Raw genomic sequence first — 15,468 nt, 5'->3', positions numbered from 1 at the left:
GGACTTAATTGTGACTCGCGAAACCCCCATTGAATTATATCGAAATATTGGTATCGTAGCGCATGTTGATGCTGGAAAAACAACAACAACAGAGCGTGTATTATTTTATACTGGCTTATCTCATAAAATTGGTGAAGTCCACGATGGTGCTGCAACTATGGATTGGATGGAGCAAGAACAAGAAAGAGGCATCACAATAACATCTGCAGCTACTACAACTTTTTGGAAAGGAATGAATTCACAATTTGAGCAGCATCGCATAAATATCATTGATACCCCAGGACATGTTGACTTTACAATTGAAGTAGAACGTTCATTAAGAGTGCTAGATGGTGCAGTTGTGGTTTTTAGCAGCCCTGATGGTGTAGAGCCACAATCAGAGACAGTATGGCGTCAAGCAGATAAATACGAAGTACCTAGATTAGTATTCGTTAACAAAATGGACCGTGCTGGTGCAGATTTTTTTAGAGTAATCGAACAAATTAAAACTCGACTTGGAGCAAACCCAATACCTATACAGATTAATATTGGTGCAGAAGATGGCTTTAAAGGAGTTGTTGATTTAATAAAAATGAAAGCTATTAATTGGAATGAAAAAGATCAAGGAATGACATTTTCCTATGAAGATATTCCTTCAAATTTAATAGAAGAAGCAGAAAAATGGAGAGTAAACCTTATTGAAGCTGCTGTAGAAGCTTCTGATGAGTTAATGGATAAATATCTTGAAGGTGAAGAGTTAACAGAAGATGAAATTAAAAGAGCTTTAAGACAGAGAACCTTAAATAATGAAATTGTTCTAGCAACTTGTGGATCTGCATTTAAAAATAAAGGGGTGCAGGCAGTCTTGGATGCTGTAGTTGAATATTTGCCATCTCCAAAAGAAGTCAAGGCAATCAAAGGTGAAAGTGATAATGGTGATTTAATTGAAAGACACTCCTCAGATAATGAACCATTTTCATCATTAGCTTTTAAAATTGCCACAGATCCTTTTGTCGGTTCTCTTACTTTCATAAGAGTTTATTCTGGTGTTGTCAAAACAGGAGATTCTGTATATAACTCAGTTAAAGGTAAGAAAGAGCGAATTGGGAGGATCGTACAGATGCACTCCAATAAAAGAGAAGAGATTAAAGAGGTTCGAGCTGGAGATATTGCTGCAGCAATTGGATTAAAAAATGTAACTACAGGTGACACATTATGTGATCCTGATAATAAAGTTATTTTAGAAAGAATGGAGTTTCCAGAACCGGTAATCCAAATAGCAGTAGAGCCTAAAACTAAAGCGGATCAAGAAAAAATGGCAATAGCATTGGGTAAATTAGCTGCTGAGGACCCATCTTTTCGAGTAGAATCAGATGAGGAGTCTGGTCAAACTCTTATTTCTGGAATGGGTGAGCTGCATTTAGATATTATCGTTGATAGAATGAAAAGAGAGTTTAATGTTGATTGTAATGTCGGAAATCCTCAAGTCGCTTATAGAGAAACAATCAGAGGGAAGACAGAAGTTGAGGGTAAGTTTATTCGTCAATCTGGAGGACGAGGACAGTATGGTCATGTGTGGTTAAAATTAGAACCTGCAGAAAAAGATTCAGGGTTTGTTTTTGTGGATGAAATTGTTGGCGGAGTGGTACCTAAAGAGTATATTGGCGCCGTTTCAAAAGGAATTGAAGAACAAATGAAAAACGGGGTTATTGCAGGATATCCAGTTTTAGACGTTAAAGCAACTTTATATGATGGTTCTTATCATGATGTTGATTCTAATGAGATGGCTTTTAAAATTGCAGGATCTATGGCGTTCAAAAATGGAGCTCTGCAAGCAGACCCTGTTTTATTAGAGCCTCTCATGAAAGTTGAAGTAACAACACCTGAAGATTGGATGGGAGATGTTGTCGGAGATTTAAACAGAAGAAGAGGTTTAATTGAAGGGATGGATGATGGTATTTCTGGTTTGAAAGTTATAAGAGGGAAAGTACCCTTATCTGAAATGTTTGGTTATGCAACTTCATTAAGATCGGCAACACAAGGAAGGGCTTCTTATTCAATGGAATTTTCAGAGTACTCAGAAGTTCCGAAAAATATTGCTGAAAATATTATTGCTGAACGTATTTAATTAAATTATTTGCGTTAAATTTAATATCGTTTTAAAATATAAATTCACTGTCGTCCCTACCTAGTAATTAGGGACGCAATTTTAACTAGGAAGGATCACGATTGTGTCTAAAGAAAAATTTGAACGTACGAAACCGCACGTTAACGTTGGTACTATCGGCCACGTTGACCACGGTAAAACAACTTTAACTGCAGCTATTTGTACTACATTGGCAAAAGTTTATGGTGGTGAAGCGAAAGATTTTGCTTCTATCGATAATGCTCCTGAAGAGCGTGAGCGTGGTATCACGATTTCAACGTCTCATGTTGAGTATGACACACCAACTCGTCACTATGCACACGTTGACTGTCCAGGTCACGCCGATTATGTTAAAAACATGATTACAGGTGCTGCACAAATGGACGGTGGTATTCTTGTTGTTGCTGCGACAGATGGTCCTATGCCCCAAACAAGAGAGCACATCTTACTTGGTCGTCAGGTTGGTATTCCATACATCATTGTATTCATGAACAAGTGTGACATGGTTGATGATGAAGAGCTACTTGAGTTAGTAGAAATGGAAGTTCGTGAACTACTTTCTGAATATGAATTCCCAGGTGATGATTGTCCAGTAATTATGGGTTCTGCTTTAGGTGCACTTAATGGCGAAAAAGAGTGGGAAGATAAAATTGTTGAATTAGCAGAAGCATTAGATTCATATATCCCAGAGCCAGAAAGAGCAATTGATTTACCATTTATTTTACCAATCGAAGATGTATTCTCAATTCAAGGTCGTGGTACTGTTGTTACTGGTCGTGTTGAGCAAGGTATCATCAAAGTTGGTGACGAAGTAGAAATTGTTGGTATTAAAGACACAACAACTACAACTTGTACTGGTGTAGAGATGTTCCGTAAGCTTCTTGACGAAGGAAGAGCTGGTGAGAATGTTGGTGTTCTTTTACGTGGTACTAAGCGTGATGAAGTAGAGCGTGGACAAGTACTAGCTAAACCAGGTTCAATTACACCTCATACAACGTTTGAATCAGAAGTTTATGTATTGTCTAAAGATGAAGGTGGACGTCATACTCCATTTTTCAAAGGATATAGACCACAATTTTACTTCAGAACAACTGACGTTACAGGTACGATTGAATTACCAGAAGGTGTTGAAATGGTAATGCCAGGTGATAACATCCAAATGGTTGTAACTCTAATTGCTCCAATTGCAATGGACGAAGGTTTAAGATTCGCTATCCGTGAAGGTGGTAGAACAGTTGGTGCTGGTGTTGTTGCGAAAATTATCGCTTAAGAAACAAAATCATCTAAATATTTAAAAAAGACATCTTTAAGATGTCTTTTTTTTATAAAAAGTTATTGAAGTTAATGCTAATAATAATTATTATTATTTAAAAGAGCTTGTTTTTGGATAAAATATGATTATTTGCAACTGTAATGCAATTTCAGAAAAGAAAATAGAAAAAGCGATTATTGAAAATAACATTAAAAGTATTAGTGAATTACAGAGAAACATTTTAATTGGAAATCAATGTGGGCTTTGTTTGAAACAACTTAAGGCTTATTTTGACTAAATTATAAATAAAAACTTGTAATACTATCTTAAAACAGTATAATAATTGAACTTTGATTTTATATCATAGTTTTGTGAACCAATGAGAAATGAGGAGCAATATCCGATATTGCAATAATATATACTCACTTAAGTTCGCAGTCTTATCGACTGAAAACGCTTCAGATTTTGAAGCTATGGTTTCACATTAAGGTGTCAACACTAGCAATAATGTTAGCGGTTGACTTTTTTGTGTTTATTTAATTTTGGAGCTCTGTCTAATGCAGAACCAACGTATTCGTATACGCTTAAAAGCGTTTGATCATAGACTAATTGATCAATCTACATCTGAAATTGTAGAAACAGCAAAACGAACTGGTGCTCAAGTACGTGGACCAATTCCACTACCTACGAGAAAAGAACGTTTTACTGTCCTTATATCTCCTCACGTTAATAAAGATGCTCGTGATCAGTATGAAATTCGTACTCATAAACGTCTTATTGATATTGTTGAACCAACTGATAAAACTGTTGATGCATTAATGCGACTTGATTTAGCTGCAGGTGTTGACGTTCAAATCAGTTTAGGGTAAGGAGATTAAATTATGATAGGTTTAATCGGCCGAAAAATTGGTATGACAAGATTGTTCACAGAAGAAGGTAACTCTATTCCTGTGACTGTTGTAGAAGTTGAACCAAATAGAGTTTCTCAAGTAAAAACTTTAGAAACAGATGGCTATAATGCAATCCAAGTTACTGCTGGAAATAAAAAAGCAAATCGAGTAAGTAAACCTGAAGCTGGTCATTTTGCCAAATCTGGCGTTGAAGCTGGAAGAGGACTTTGGGAATTCAGACTTAACGGTGAAGAACAGTATGAAGTAGGTGCTGAGCTTAAAGTTGAGCTTTTTTCTGAAAACCAAAAAGTAGATGTTACTGGTACTTCAAAAGGTAAAGGTTTCCAAGGTGGTGTTAAACGTTGGAACTTTAGAACTCAAGATATGACTCATGGTAATTCATTATCACATAGGGCTCCTGGTTCTATTGGTCAATGTCAAACACCTGGCCGAGTTTTTAAAGGTAAAAAAATGGCTGGTCACATGGGAGCTGAAAGAGTTACTACACAAAACTTAGAAGTTGTACGCGTTGATGCTGAAAAGAATTTGCTTCTTATTAAAGGTGCTGTTCCAGGTGCAACTGGCGGTGATGTTATTGTTAAACCTGCTGTAAAAGCATAACGTCGAGGATATACAATGGAATTACAAGTTAAAGGTGCAAATGCACTAACTGTTTCCGAAGCAACTTTTGGACGTGAATTCAATGAATCATTAGTTCATCAAGTTGTTGTGGCCTACGCTGCTGGATCTCGTCAAGGTACACGTGCGCAAAAAACTAGATCTGATGTATCTGGTGGCGGTGCAAAGCCATGGCGACAAAAAGGTACAGGTAGAGCAAGGGCTGGTACAATTCGAAGTCCAATTTGGAGATCTGGTGGAGTAACTTTTGCTGCTCGCCCTCAAGATCATAGCCAAAAAGTCAATAAGAAAATGTACCGAGGTGCAATGAAAAGTATTCTTTCTGAGCTTGTGCGTCAAGAGCGTTTGCAAGTTGTAGAAGAATTTGCTGTTAGTCAGCCTAAAACAAAAGAATTAGTAAATAAATTAAAAGATTATGATATGAAAGATGTTTTAATTATTACTAACGAAATTGATGAAAATTTATTTTTAGCTGCAAGAAACTTGCACAAAGTTGATGTTAGAGATGTTGCTGCAATTGATCCAGTTAGTTTAATTGCTTTTGATAACGTCATAATAACAACTGATGCAGTTAAACAAATTGAGGAGATGCTAGCATGATTAGAGAAGAGCGTCTTTTAAAAGTTCTAAGAGCACCTCATGTATCTGAAAAAGCTACTAATGCTGCGGAAAATGCTAATACAATTGTTTTTAAAGTAGCTAAAGATGCAACTAAAAAAGAAATTAAAGCTGCCGTAGAGAAGCTTTTTGAGGTAGAAGTTAAAAATGTAAATACTCTTATAACCAAGGGTAAAGTTAAGCGTCAAGGCAATCGTATGGGTCGAAGATCTGACTGGAAAAAAGCATACGTAATTCTTAAAGAAGGCCAAGATATTGATTTTACTGGTAATGCAGAGTAGGTCTAGGAGTAAGATGAATGGCTATTGTAAAATGTAAGCCGACTTCCCCAGGTCGTCGCCATGTAGTTAAAGTGGTTAACTCTGACCTTTATAAGGGTAAACCATACGCACCATTATTAGAAAAAAATTCTAAAAGTGGTGGCAGAAATAATAAAGGTAGAATAACAGTTCGTCATATCGGTGGTGGTCATAAGCAACACTACAGAATTATTGATTTTAAACGAACAAAAGATGGTATTCCTGCTAAAGTTGAAAGAATAGAGTATGATCCAAATAGAAGTGCAAATATTGCCTTGGTTTTATATGCTGATGGAGAAAGAAGATATATTATCGCTCCTAAAGCGTTAAAGGCAGGTGATGTAATTCAATCAGGATCTGATGCTTCAATTAAAGCAGGTAATACTTTACCAATGAGAAACATTCCATTGGGTACAACAGTTCACTGTGTAGAATTGAAGCCAGGCAAGGGTGCTCAAATTGCACGTTCTGCTGGTGCTTATGCTCAGATTGTAGCTAGAGATGGTGCTTATGTAACTGTTCGTCTTCGTTCAGGTGAAATGAGAAAAGTTTTAGCTGAAGGTAGAGCAACAATCGGTGAAGTTGGAAATGCCGAGCATATGTTACGTGAACTTGGTAAAGCTGGTGCTTCTCGATGGAGAGGTGTTCGTCCAACCGTTCGAGGTGTAGCGATGAACCCAGTTGATCACCCTCATGGTGGTGGTGAAGGTAAAACTTCAGGAGGACGTCATCCAGTTTCTCCTTGGGGTACGCCAACTAAAGGTTACAAAACACGTAAAAACAAACGAACTGACAAGTACATAGTACGAAGTCGTAATAAATAACTAATTTAAGAGGAAAAGCCATGCCACGTTCTCTCAAGAAAGGTCCATTTATTGACCTACCCTTGCTGAAGAAGGTAGAGAAAGCGGTGGAAAGCGGAGACAAAAAGCCTATTAAGACTTGGTCCCGTCGTTCAATGATCATTCCACAAATGATTGGATTGACCATCGCCGTCCATAATGGTCGTCAGCACGTACCTGTTTTCGTATCTGAAGATATGATCGGTCATAAGCTAGGCGAATTTGCACCAACAAGAACTTATCGCGGCCATGCTGCTGATAAGAAAGCTAAGAAGAAATAAGGAGTAGATTATGGAAGCTATAGCTAAACATCGATTTGCTCGAATTTCTCCTCAGAAGGCTAGATTGATTGCTGATCAAGTTAGAGGAAAAGATGTTGCAAGTGCATTAGAAATTTTAACATTTAGTAATAAAAAAGCAGCTGACTTAGTTAAAAAGGTTTTAGAGTCAGCGATTGCTAATGCAGAGCACAATGAAGGTGCAGATATTGATGATTTAAACGTATCTAAAATATTTGTTGATGAAGGCCCTACAATGAAGCGTATAATGCCTCGTGCAAAGGGTAGAGCGGATCGTATATTAAAGCGTTCAAGCCACATCACAGTTATTGTAGCTGATCGTTAAGACTAGGAGAAAAGCAAATGGGTCAAAAAGTACATCCTAATGGTATTCGTCTAGGCATTGTTAAGCCTTGGGATACTACTTGGTATGCTGGTAGCCAAGATTTCGCAAGCAACCTAGATAGCGATTTCAAGGTACGTAAATTTTTAATGAAAGAACTTAGTAAAGCATCAGTTTCACGAATTGTTATAGAGCGTCCAGCTAAAAGTATTCGTGTAACAGTTCACACTGCACGTCCTGGTATTGTTATCGGGAAAAAAGGTGAAGATGTAGAAAAACTAAGATTAGGTGTTGCAAAAATTGCTGGTGTTCCAGCACAGATCAACATTTCTGAAGTTCGTAAGCCTGAGCTTGATGCACAGTTGGTAGGCGATAGTATCGCTTCTCAATTAGAAAGAAGAGTTATGTTTAGAAGAGCTTGTAAAAGAGCAACTCAAAATGCAATGAGACTCGGTGCAAAGGGTATTAAGGTAGAGGTAAGTGGACGTTTGGGTGGTGCTGAAATAGCACGTTCTGAATGGTATAGAGAAGGTAGAGTTCCTCTTCATACTTTAAGAGCTGATATTGATTATGCTACATCTTCTGCGCATACACAATATGGTGTTATAGGCGTTAAGGTTTGGATTTTTAAAGGTGAAATTCTTGGGGGTATGCCTACAACGCAAGATACTCAAGTTGAAAAACCTAAAAATGCAAATAAAAAGAAACCACGTAAAAGTCGTAGTAAGTAAGGAGTTTTTTGATGTTACAACCAAAACGCACAAAATTCCGTAAGACTCATAAAGGTCGTAATCGCGGGTTAGCTAATGGTACTGATATTAGTTTTGGTACTTTTGGCTTAAAAGCAACTGGTCGTGGTCGTATTACTGCTAGACAGATTGAAGCAGCACGTAGAGCTATGACTCGTCATATTAAACGTCAAGGTCAAATTTGGATTCGAATTTTTCCAGATAAACCTATTACTGGAAAACCTTTAGAAGTTCGTCAAGGTAAAGGTAAAGGTAACGTTGAATATTGGGTTGCTCAAATTCAGCCAGGTAAAGTTCTATATGAAATGAACGGTGTCTCAGAAGAGTTAGCACGTGAAGCATTTGATTTGGCAGCACGTAAATTACCTGTAAAGACAACGTTTGTAACTAAGGCGGTAATGTGATGAATACACAAGATCTTCGCAGTAAAAGCGTTGAAGAATTAAATACTGAGTTAGTAAACTTATTACGTGAGCAGTTTAATTTACGAATGCAATTAGCTAGTGGTCAAACACAGCAAACGCATACTCTTAAAACAGTACGTAAAAATATTGCACGTGTGAAAACAGTATTAACTGAAAAAGCGAGTTCATAATGACTGATAAAATTCGTACACAGCAAGGTCGTGTCATTAGTGATAAGATGGATAAGTCTATCGTTGTAGCTATAGAAAGAATGGTAAAACATCCAATTTATGGTAAATTCATTAAAAGAACGACTAAATTACAAGCACATGACGAAAACAACGAGTGTGGTTTAGGCGACACTGTTGAAATACGTGAATGTAAGCCTTTGTCTAAGAATAAATCTTGGACATTAGTAAAAGTAGTTGAAAAAGCAAGAGTTTAATTTAATTTTCTCAACTCTATAACGGCCACATATGTGGCCGTTATTTTTTACTTTCATCTTTAAAAAAAAGGTGTTATAATTCGACACCCTTTGAATATAAGGGCAAGCGATCCTGAGAAGGATTTTTTATTTATATTGATAAAAGCGGAGCACAAACATGATCCAAATGCAAAGTATGCTAGATGCAGCCGATAATTCAGGCGCGCGAAGTGTAATGTGTATTAAGGTCCTGGGTGGTTCTCATCGCCGTTATGCAAAAATTGGAGATATCATCAAGGTTACTGTAAAGGAAGCAATTCCAAGAGGTAAAGTTAAAAAAGGTGATGTTTTAAAAGCGGTTGTTGTTAGAACTCGTAAAGGCGTACGTCGTCCAGATGGCTCTGTCATTCGCTTTGACCGTAATGCTTGTGTATTGTTAAATGACAATAGTGAGCAGCCGGTTGGAACTCGTATTTTTGGGCCTGTGACTCGTGAACTTCGTAACTCTAAATTTATGAAGATTGTATCACTTGCACCTGAAGTACTGTAAGGAGCTTAAAATGGCAGCTAAAATCCGTCGTAATGACGAAGTAATAGTTCTTGCTGGAAAAGATAAAGGCAAGAAAGGAAAAGTAACTAAGATCCTGTCTACTGGCAAAGTGCTAGTTGAAGGCATAAATATGGTTAAGAAGCATCAAAAACCTGTTCCACAACTTGGACAACAAGGCGGAATAGTTGAGCAAGAAGCTGCAATTGATGTATCTAATATTGCTGTATTTAATGCAGAGACTGGAAAGGCAGATCGAGTAGGATTTAGATTTGAAGACGGTAAAAAAGTGCGTTTTTATAAATCTAATAATGAATTAATTAAGTAATTTGGAGTGGTACTATGGCGAAACTGCATGATTACTATAAAGATACTATTGTAAGCGAGCTTTCTAAGAAGTTTGGATACAAGAGCATCATGCAAGTCCCAAGAATTGAGAAAATAACCTTAAACATGGGTGTTGGCGATGCTATTAATGATAAAAAATTATTAGAGCATGCTGTATCTGATTTAACTTCTATTTCAGGTCAGAAACCTTTGGTAACTAAAGCTAGAAAATCTGTTGCTGGCTTTAAGATCCGTGAGGGCTACCCTATCGGTTGTAAAGTAACTTTACGCGGTGAGCGTATGTGGGAGTTTTTTGAGCGTCTTATATCTATAGCTATTCCTAGAATTAGGGACTTTAGAGGTTTAAACCCTAAATCCTTTGATGGACGTGGTAATTATAGTATGGGTGTTAGAGAGCAAATTATCTTTCCTGAAATTGATTATGATAAGATTGACCGTATTCGAGGTCTTGATATTACAATCACTACTTCAGCTAAGAATAATGAAGAAGCATATGCACTTCTTGAAGCTTTCAACTTTCCATTTCGTAAGCAAGGTTAAGGTTACAGGTTATGGCTAAAGAATCAATGAAGGCACGTGACGTAAAACGTGCAAAACTTGTTGCTAAGTATGCGAAAAAAAGAGCAGAACTTAAAGCAACAATTAATAACGTAAATGCATCAGAAGAAGAACGTTGGAATGCGGTTTTAAAACTGCAAACTCTTCCTCGTGATTCCAGCTCAAGTCGTCAACGAAATCGTTGTAATCAGACTGGGCGACCACATGGCTACTTACGTAAGTTTGGCTTAAGTCGTATTAAGGTTCGCGAAGCTTGTATGAAAGGCGAGATACCTGGCCTTAGAAAAGCTAGCTGGTAATCAATTGAATCACGGGAGAATGTTATTATGAGTATGCAAGATCCAATTTCGGATATGTTGACTCGAATTCGAAACGGTCAAGCAGCAAATAAGATTGCTGTTAAAATGCCATCATCTAAAGCTAAAATTGCAATTGCAAATTTATTAAAAGATGAGGGTTACTTGGTTGACTATGCTGTTTCAGGAGATGTCAAACCAGAATTAGAGGTTACTTTGAAATATTTCGAAGCTCAACCTGTTATTGAACAATTAAAAAGAGTATCTCGTCCAGGGTTGCGCGTTTATAAGAAAAAAGATGCGTTACCTTCATTTTTGGGTGGACTAGGTATTGCTGTTATTTCTACCTCCAAAGGTCTTATGACCGATAGAGCGGCTCGCAAAGCTGGTCTAGGTGGTGAAGTTATTTGCTATGTAGCGTAAGGAGTAGGTAATGTCTCGTGTTGCAAAAGCACCTGTTGTTGTTCCTGCTGGAGTTGAAATTAAGCTAAATAGTCAGGAAGTAACAGTTAAAGGTTCTAAAGGCGAATTAAATCGCACTATTAATCCATCAGTAAAATTGGAGCTTAAAGATAACCAAGTTACTTTTTCTCCAGTAGATGACAGTCAAGGTGCAAAAGCCCAAGCAGGAACTGCTAGAGCTCTTGTTAATAATATGGTTGTTGGTGTTACTGAAGGGTTTACAAAAAAATTAACACTGAAAGGTGTTGGTTACCGTGCTGCTATAAAAGGTAAAGCAGTTTCTTTAACACTAGGCTTCTCACATCCAGTTGAGCATGCTATCCCAGATGGAGTTAAGGCAGAATGCCCTTCTCAAACTGAGATTGTATTAACTGGAGCGGATAAGCAAGTTATCGGCCAAGTTGCTGCTGATATCAGATCTTATCGCCAACCTGAACCTTATAAAGGTAAGGGTGTTCGTTACGCTGATGAAATCGTGCGTACAAAAGAAGCTAAGAAGAAATAAGGTAGGACTATGGATAAGAAAGCATCTAGACTTCGTCGTGCTACTAAGTCACGTCGTAAGATTGCAGAGTTGAATGCAACTCGCCTAGTTATACATCGTACTCCTCGTCATGTATATGCACAGGTAATAGCATCAAATGGCTCAGAAGTTATCGCTACAGCGTCGACCTTAGAAAAGGCTATTCGTGAACAACTAAAAAGTACCGGTAACAAAGAAGCAGCAGCTGTTGTAGGTAAAACTATCGCAGAACGCTCCATTGAAAAGGGAGTTAAAGAAGTTGCATTTGATCGTTCTGGGTTCCAATACCACGGCCGTATAGCATCATTAGCAGAAGCTGCTCGTGAAGCTGGTCTTAAATTTTAAGGTAGGCGGATAATGGCTAACGAAAAAACACAAGTTGAATTACAAGAAAAACTCGTTGCAGTTAACCGTGTTTCTAAAACGGTTAAAGGTGGACGTATATTTAGCTTTACTGCATTAACAGTTGTTGGTGACGGTAACGGTAAAGTTGGTTTTGGATATGGTAAAGCGAAAGAAGTACCAGCAGCTATCCAAAAATCAATGGAAAAAGCTAAAAGAAATATGGTTAATGTTGCTTTAAATGATGGAACTTTATATCATGCTGTAAAAGGCAGACATACTGGGTCTAAAATATATATGCAACCAGCTGCAGAAGGTACAGGTATCATCGCTGGCGGTGCTATGCGTGATGTGCTCGAAGTTGTCGGTGTTCATAATGTATTAGCAAAAGCGTATGGCTCTACTAATCCAATCAACATTGTTCGTGCAACAATTGATGGCTTGAAAGAAATGAAGTCTCCTGAGATGGTAGCCGCTAAACGTGGCCTTTCTGTTCAAGATATTCTGGAGTAAACGATATGTCAAAGACTGTTAGAATAACACAGATAAAGAGCTCTATAGGACGCTTACCAAAACATAAAGCAACCTTGAGAGGTTTGGGTCTTCGTAAAATTAATCATACAGTTGAACTTGAAGATACTCCATGCGTGCGTGGAATGATTAATCAAGTAAACTATATGTTAAAAATTGAGGAGTAATCAGTATGCGTTTGAATACTCTATCGCCAGCTGCAGGTTCTAAGCCTACAGCTAAGCGTGTAGGTCGAGGCATAGGTTCTGGACTAGGTAAAACTTGTGGCCGAGGTCACAAAGGTCAAAAATCTCGTTCTGGCGGAAGCGTTAGAGCAGGTTTTGAAGGTGGTCAAATGCCTTTAAAACAGAGATTACCTAAATTTGGTTTTACTTCTAGAAAAAGTTTAGTTTCTGCAGAAGTTAGGCTTTCAGAATTAAGTAAGGTTCAGGATAATACTGTTGATTTATTTACTTTAAAGCAAGCTGGTCTTATAACTAAAAATATAAAATCAGTAAAAATAATTTTATCAGGTAAAATAGATAAAGCTTTAACTGTTAAAGGATTAAGAGTCACAAGTGGTGCTAAAGCGGCTATTGAAGCAGCTGGCGGCCAAGTTGAACTTTAAAACTCGAGGATGAGGCACAATGGCTAAAAAACCAGGTCAAGATTATAGAAGTGGGCAAGGTGGACTTGCAGAATTAAAATCCCGTTTGCTTTTTTTAGTAATGGCACTTTTAGTTTATCGCGCGGGCTCTTATGTCCCAATCCCTGGCGTTGATGTTGATGTGCTCAATAATGTTTTTCAACAACAGCAAGGCACTTTTCTGACAATGTTTAATATGTTTTCAGGGGGTGCTTTACAAAGAGCCTCAATTTTGGCTCTGGGAATTATGCCCTATATTTCAGCTTCAATTATCGTTCAGCTTTTAACCGTTGTTAATCCAACCTTAGCTGAACTGAAAAAGGAAGGTGAAGCAGGAAGACGTAAAATTAGTCAATATACTCGCTTTGGAACATTGATCTTGGGTACTATCCAAGCAATCGGTATCTCTACAGCCTTGCCTAATATGATTCCTGGCTTAGTGCATAATGCCACATTTATTTTTTATCTTGTCGCTGTTGTGAGTTTGGTCACTGGAACCATGTTTTTAATGTGGTTAGGTGAACAAATTACGGAAAGAGGTATTGGTAATGGTATATCTATGATTATCTTCACAGGTATCGTTGCTGGTTTACCTCAGACAATTGGACAAATGTTCGAATCATCTCGTCAAGGTGAGTTGAATATTCTATTGTTATTATTAATTGCTGTAATGGTCTTTGCTGTAGTATACTTTATTGTATTTATGGAAAGGGGTCAGAGAAAAATTGTAGTTAATTATGCAAAAAGACAACAAGGGCGTAGAGTGTTTGCTCAGCAGAGTACACACTTACCTTTGAAGATAAATATGGCTGGTGTTATTCCTGCTATTTTTGCATCAAGTATTATCTTATTTCCAACTTCTTTAGCACGTTGGTTTGGGGCTAACGAAGGATTAGGATGGCTAAACGACTTATCCGTTGCTTTAGGTCAAGGTCAACCGTTATATGTAATACTTTATGCATCCGCAATTATCTTCTTTTGTTTCTTTTATACAGCCTTGGTTTTTAATCCAAGAGAAACTGCAGATAATCTGAAAAAGTCAGGCGCTTTTATCCCTGGAATAAGACCTGGTGAACAAACATCTAGATACATTGATAAAGTAATGACTCGACTAACTTTAGCCGGTGCATTATATATCACATTTATTTGTTTGATTCCTGAGTTTTTATTGATAGCTTGGAATGTTCAAATATACTTAGGTGGTACTTCCATTTTAATTATAGTGGTTGTTATCATGGATTTTATGGCTCAGGTTCAGACACATTTAATGTCTCAACAATATGAGTCAGTGTTAAAAAAAGCAAACTTAAAAAATAAATAAGTTTGATAATTACGGAGTTTAGAAATGAAAGTTCGTGCTTCCGTTAAGAAAATGTGTAGAAACTGTAAAATTATAAAACGTAATGGAGTTTTACGTGTTATATGTAGCAGTGAACCAAGACATAAACAACGTCAAGGTTAACATTTTTCTTGCAATTTGTTAATAAGTTGACTATATTAGTCAACTTGTCTTTTAATGAAGAAGAGCAAAGTCACTGTGTATCCATAACGGGCTCTGCAGTGATTCTTCTGAAAATACTAGGAGTGAATAATGGCCCGTATAGCAGGCATTAACATTCCTGATCATAAGCATGCAGTTATTGCTTTAACTGCAATTTATGGTATTGGAAAAACTCGTTCTAAGAAAATCTTAGCTGAGTGTTCATTACCTGAAAGCATTAAGATCAGTGAACTAAATGAAGAACAAATCGATCAGCTTCGTGATGGTGTTGCAAAATATACTGTTGAAGGTGATTTACGTCGTGAAGTTTCTATGAGTATCAAGCGTTTGATGGACCTTGGTTGTTATAGAGGGCTTCGTCATCGTCGCAGTCTGCCTTTACGTGGACAGCGTACAAAAACTAATGCACGTACCCGTAAAGGTCCGCGCAAGCCTATTAAAAAATAAGCTAAGAGGTTAGTTCAATGGCAAAGCAAACAACACGAACGCGTAAACGCGTAAAAAAACAAGTAGCTGATGGTATAGCTCATATCCACGCTTCTTTCAACAACACAATCGTAACGATAACAGACCGTCAAGGAAATGCTCTAGCATGGGCTACTGCTGGCGGTTCTGGTTTCCGTGGTTCAAGAAAATCTACTCCATTTGCTGCACAGGTTGCTGCTGAAAGATGTGGAGAAATGGTTAAAGAATTTGGAATGAAAAATCTTGAAGTTATGGTTAAAGGCCCGGGTCCTGGACGTGAGTCTACAATTCGTGCTTTAAATGCGGCTGGTTTCCGAATAACAAATATTGTTGACGCGACACCAATTCCTCATAATGGTTGTAGACCACCTAAAAAACGTAGAGTTTAACTTAGGAATACTGGAGAA

The 15,468-nt window shown here is 37.5% G+C and carries 28 protein-coding genes; all 28 read left to right on the top strand.

The window, feature by feature from the left end:
- Positions 1 to 10: 10 nt before the first annotated feature.
- The 28 genes from fusA (at position 11) to rpsK (ending at position 15,450) form a co-directional block, all read left to right on the top strand.
- Positions 11 to 2,107, top strand: a complete 2,097-nt coding sequence (gene fusA / locus CF386_RS02550) for an elongation factor G (RefSeq protein ID WP_089072915.1) — start codon at positions 11 to 13, stop codon at positions 2,105 to 2,107.
- 103 nt (positions 2,108 to 2,210) lie between these two features.
- On the top strand, positions 2,211 to 3,395 hold the full coding sequence (gene tuf, locus CF386_RS02545) for an elongation factor Tu (RefSeq protein ID WP_089072914.1): 1,185 nt from the start codon (positions 2,211 to 2,213) through the stop codon (positions 3,393 to 3,395).
- Between the two features lie 124 nt (positions 3,396 to 3,519).
- Complete coding sequence (locus CF386_RS02540) at positions 3,520 to 3,675, top strand: (2Fe-2S)-binding protein (RefSeq protein WP_089072913.1); 156 nt, start codon at positions 3,520 to 3,522, stop codon at positions 3,673 to 3,675.
- A gap of 259 nt (positions 3,676 to 3,934) precedes the next feature.
- Complete coding sequence (rpsJ, locus tag CF386_RS02535) at positions 3,935 to 4,246, top strand: 30S ribosomal protein S10 (protein WP_089072912.1); 312 nt, start codon at positions 3,935 to 3,937, stop codon at positions 4,244 to 4,246.
- Between the two features lie 12 nt (positions 4,247 to 4,258).
- Complete coding sequence (rplC, locus tag CF386_RS02530) at positions 4,259 to 4,888, top strand: 50S ribosomal protein L3 (protein ID WP_089072911.1); 630 nt, start codon at positions 4,259 to 4,261, stop codon at positions 4,886 to 4,888.
- 15 nt (positions 4,889 to 4,903) lie between these two features.
- Positions 4,904 to 5,506: a 50S ribosomal protein L4 gene (rplD, locus tag CF386_RS02525; RefSeq protein WP_089072910.1), complete on the top strand. Its 603-nt coding sequence runs from the start codon at positions 4,904 to 4,906 to the stop codon at positions 5,504 to 5,506.
- Positions 5,503 to 5,805: a 50S ribosomal protein L23 gene (rplW, locus tag CF386_RS02520; protein WP_089072909.1), complete on the top strand. Its 303-nt coding sequence runs from the start codon at positions 5,503 to 5,505 to the stop codon at positions 5,803 to 5,805. The genes rplD and rplW overlap by 4 nt, the downstream gene beginning before the upstream one ends.
- Positions 5,806 to 5,822: 17 nt before the next feature.
- The gene (gene rplB, locus CF386_RS02515) at positions 5,823 to 6,647 is read left to right on the top strand and encodes a 50S ribosomal protein L2 (RefSeq protein WP_089072908.1); all 825 of its coding nucleotides are present in this window, start codon (positions 5,823 to 5,825) and stop codon (positions 6,645 to 6,647) included.
- Positions 6,648 to 6,667: 20 nt separating this feature from the next.
- The gene (rpsS, locus tag CF386_RS02510) at positions 6,668 to 6,946 is read left to right on the top strand and encodes a 30S ribosomal protein S19 (protein ID WP_089072907.1); all 279 of its coding nucleotides are present in this window, start codon (positions 6,668 to 6,670) and stop codon (positions 6,944 to 6,946) included.
- A gap of 10 nt (positions 6,947 to 6,956) precedes the next feature.
- Positions 6,957 to 7,289 carry a 50S ribosomal protein L22 gene (gene rplV, locus CF386_RS02505; protein WP_089072906.1) on the top strand — a complete coding sequence of 111 codons (333 nt, stop codon included), beginning with the start codon at positions 6,957 to 6,959 and terminating at the stop codon, positions 7,287 to 7,289.
- A 17-nt stretch (positions 7,290 to 7,306) separates the two neighbouring features.
- Entirely contained in the window at positions 7,307 to 8,017 is a 711-nt protein-coding gene (gene rpsC / locus CF386_RS02500) for a 30S ribosomal protein S3 (protein WP_089072905.1), read from the top strand.
- 11 nt (positions 8,018 to 8,028) lie between these two features.
- Positions 8,029 to 8,439: a 50S ribosomal protein L16 gene (gene rplP, locus CF386_RS02495; protein ID WP_089072904.1), complete on the top strand. Its 411-nt coding sequence runs from the start codon at positions 8,029 to 8,031 to the stop codon at positions 8,437 to 8,439.
- A complete protein-coding gene (rpmC, locus tag CF386_RS02490) occupies positions 8,439 to 8,630 on the top strand; it encodes a 50S ribosomal protein L29 (protein WP_089072903.1) in 192 nt (63 codons plus the stop codon). The genes rplP and rpmC overlap by 1 nt, the downstream gene beginning before the upstream one ends.
- Complete coding sequence (gene rpsQ, locus CF386_RS02485) at positions 8,630 to 8,884, top strand: 30S ribosomal protein S17 (RefSeq protein WP_089072902.1); 255 nt, start codon at positions 8,630 to 8,632, stop codon at positions 8,882 to 8,884. Before rpmC ends, rpsQ begins: the two co-directional genes overlap by 1 nt.
- A 157-nt stretch (positions 8,885 to 9,041) precedes the next feature.
- Entirely contained in the window at positions 9,042 to 9,413 is a 372-nt protein-coding gene (rplN, locus tag CF386_RS02480) for a 50S ribosomal protein L14 (RefSeq protein ID WP_089072901.1), read from the top strand.
- Between the two features lie 10 nt (positions 9,414 to 9,423).
- Positions 9,424 to 9,738, top strand: coding sequence for a 50S ribosomal protein L24 (rplX, locus tag CF386_RS02475; RefSeq protein WP_089072900.1), 315 nt, complete (start codon positions 9,424 to 9,426; stop codon positions 9,736 to 9,738).
- A gap of 14 nt (positions 9,739 to 9,752) precedes the next feature.
- Entirely contained in the window at positions 9,753 to 10,298 is a 546-nt protein-coding gene (rplE, locus tag CF386_RS02470; RefSeq protein WP_089072899.1) for a 50S ribosomal protein L5, read from the top strand.
- An 11-nt stretch (positions 10,299 to 10,309) separates the two neighbouring features.
- On the top strand, positions 10,310 to 10,615 hold the full coding sequence (rpsN, locus tag CF386_RS02465; protein WP_089072898.1) for a 30S ribosomal protein S14: 306 nt from the start codon (positions 10,310 to 10,312) through the stop codon (positions 10,613 to 10,615).
- 27 nt (positions 10,616 to 10,642) lie between these two features.
- Complete coding sequence (gene rpsH / locus CF386_RS02460; protein WP_089072897.1) at positions 10,643 to 11,035, top strand: 30S ribosomal protein S8; 393 nt, start codon at positions 10,643 to 10,645, stop codon at positions 11,033 to 11,035.
- A gap of 10 nt (positions 11,036 to 11,045) precedes the next feature.
- A complete protein-coding gene (gene rplF, locus CF386_RS02455) occupies positions 11,046 to 11,579 on the top strand; it encodes a 50S ribosomal protein L6 (RefSeq protein WP_089072896.1) in 534 nt (177 codons plus the stop codon).
- A gap of 9 nt (positions 11,580 to 11,588) precedes the next feature.
- On the top strand, positions 11,589 to 11,942 hold the full coding sequence (rplR, locus tag CF386_RS02450; RefSeq protein ID WP_089072895.1) for a 50S ribosomal protein L18: 354 nt from the start codon (positions 11,589 to 11,591) through the stop codon (positions 11,940 to 11,942).
- Between the two features lie 12 nt (positions 11,943 to 11,954).
- Positions 11,955 to 12,452, top strand: a complete 498-nt coding sequence (gene rpsE, locus CF386_RS02445; RefSeq protein ID WP_089072894.1) for a 30S ribosomal protein S5 — start codon at positions 11,955 to 11,957, stop codon at positions 12,450 to 12,452.
- Positions 12,453 to 12,457: 5 nt separating this feature from the next.
- Positions 12,458 to 12,637, top strand: a complete 180-nt coding sequence (gene rpmD / locus CF386_RS02440; RefSeq protein ID WP_089072893.1) for a 50S ribosomal protein L30 — start codon at positions 12,458 to 12,460, stop codon at positions 12,635 to 12,637.
- Between the two features lie 5 nt (positions 12,638 to 12,642).
- Positions 12,643 to 13,077 (top strand): 50S ribosomal protein L15, encoded by a 435-nt coding sequence (gene rplO, locus CF386_RS02435; protein WP_089072892.1) that lies wholly within the window; start codon positions 12,643 to 12,645, stop codon positions 13,075 to 13,077.
- 19 nt (positions 13,078 to 13,096) lie between these two features.
- Positions 13,097 to 14,416, top strand: a complete 1,320-nt coding sequence (gene secY / locus CF386_RS02430) for a preprotein translocase subunit SecY (protein WP_089072891.1) — start codon at positions 13,097 to 13,099, stop codon at positions 14,414 to 14,416.
- Between the two features lie 24 nt (positions 14,417 to 14,440).
- The gene (rpmJ, locus tag CF386_RS02425; protein ID WP_089072890.1) at positions 14,441 to 14,557 is read left to right on the top strand and encodes a 50S ribosomal protein L36; all 117 of its coding nucleotides are present in this window, start codon (positions 14,441 to 14,443) and stop codon (positions 14,555 to 14,557) included.
- Between the two features lie 129 nt (positions 14,558 to 14,686).
- Entirely contained in the window at positions 14,687 to 15,043 is a 357-nt protein-coding gene (gene rpsM / locus CF386_RS02420; RefSeq protein WP_089072889.1) for a 30S ribosomal protein S13, read from the top strand.
- Between the two features lie 17 nt (positions 15,044 to 15,060).
- Positions 15,061 to 15,450 carry a 30S ribosomal protein S11 gene (rpsK, locus tag CF386_RS02415; protein WP_089072888.1) on the top strand — a complete coding sequence of 130 codons (390 nt, stop codon included), beginning with the start codon at positions 15,061 to 15,063 and terminating at the stop codon, positions 15,448 to 15,450.
- Positions 15,451 to 15,468 lie beyond the last annotated feature (18 nt).

The organism is Paraphotobacterium marinum, from assembly GCF_002216855.1.
In the GTDB taxonomy this organism is placed as follows: Bacteria; Pseudomonadota; Gammaproteobacteria; order Enterobacterales; family Vibrionaceae; genus Paraphotobacterium; species Paraphotobacterium marinum.
Note: the sequence above shows the minus strand (reverse complement) of the source record. Positions and strands in the feature narration are given on the sequence as shown.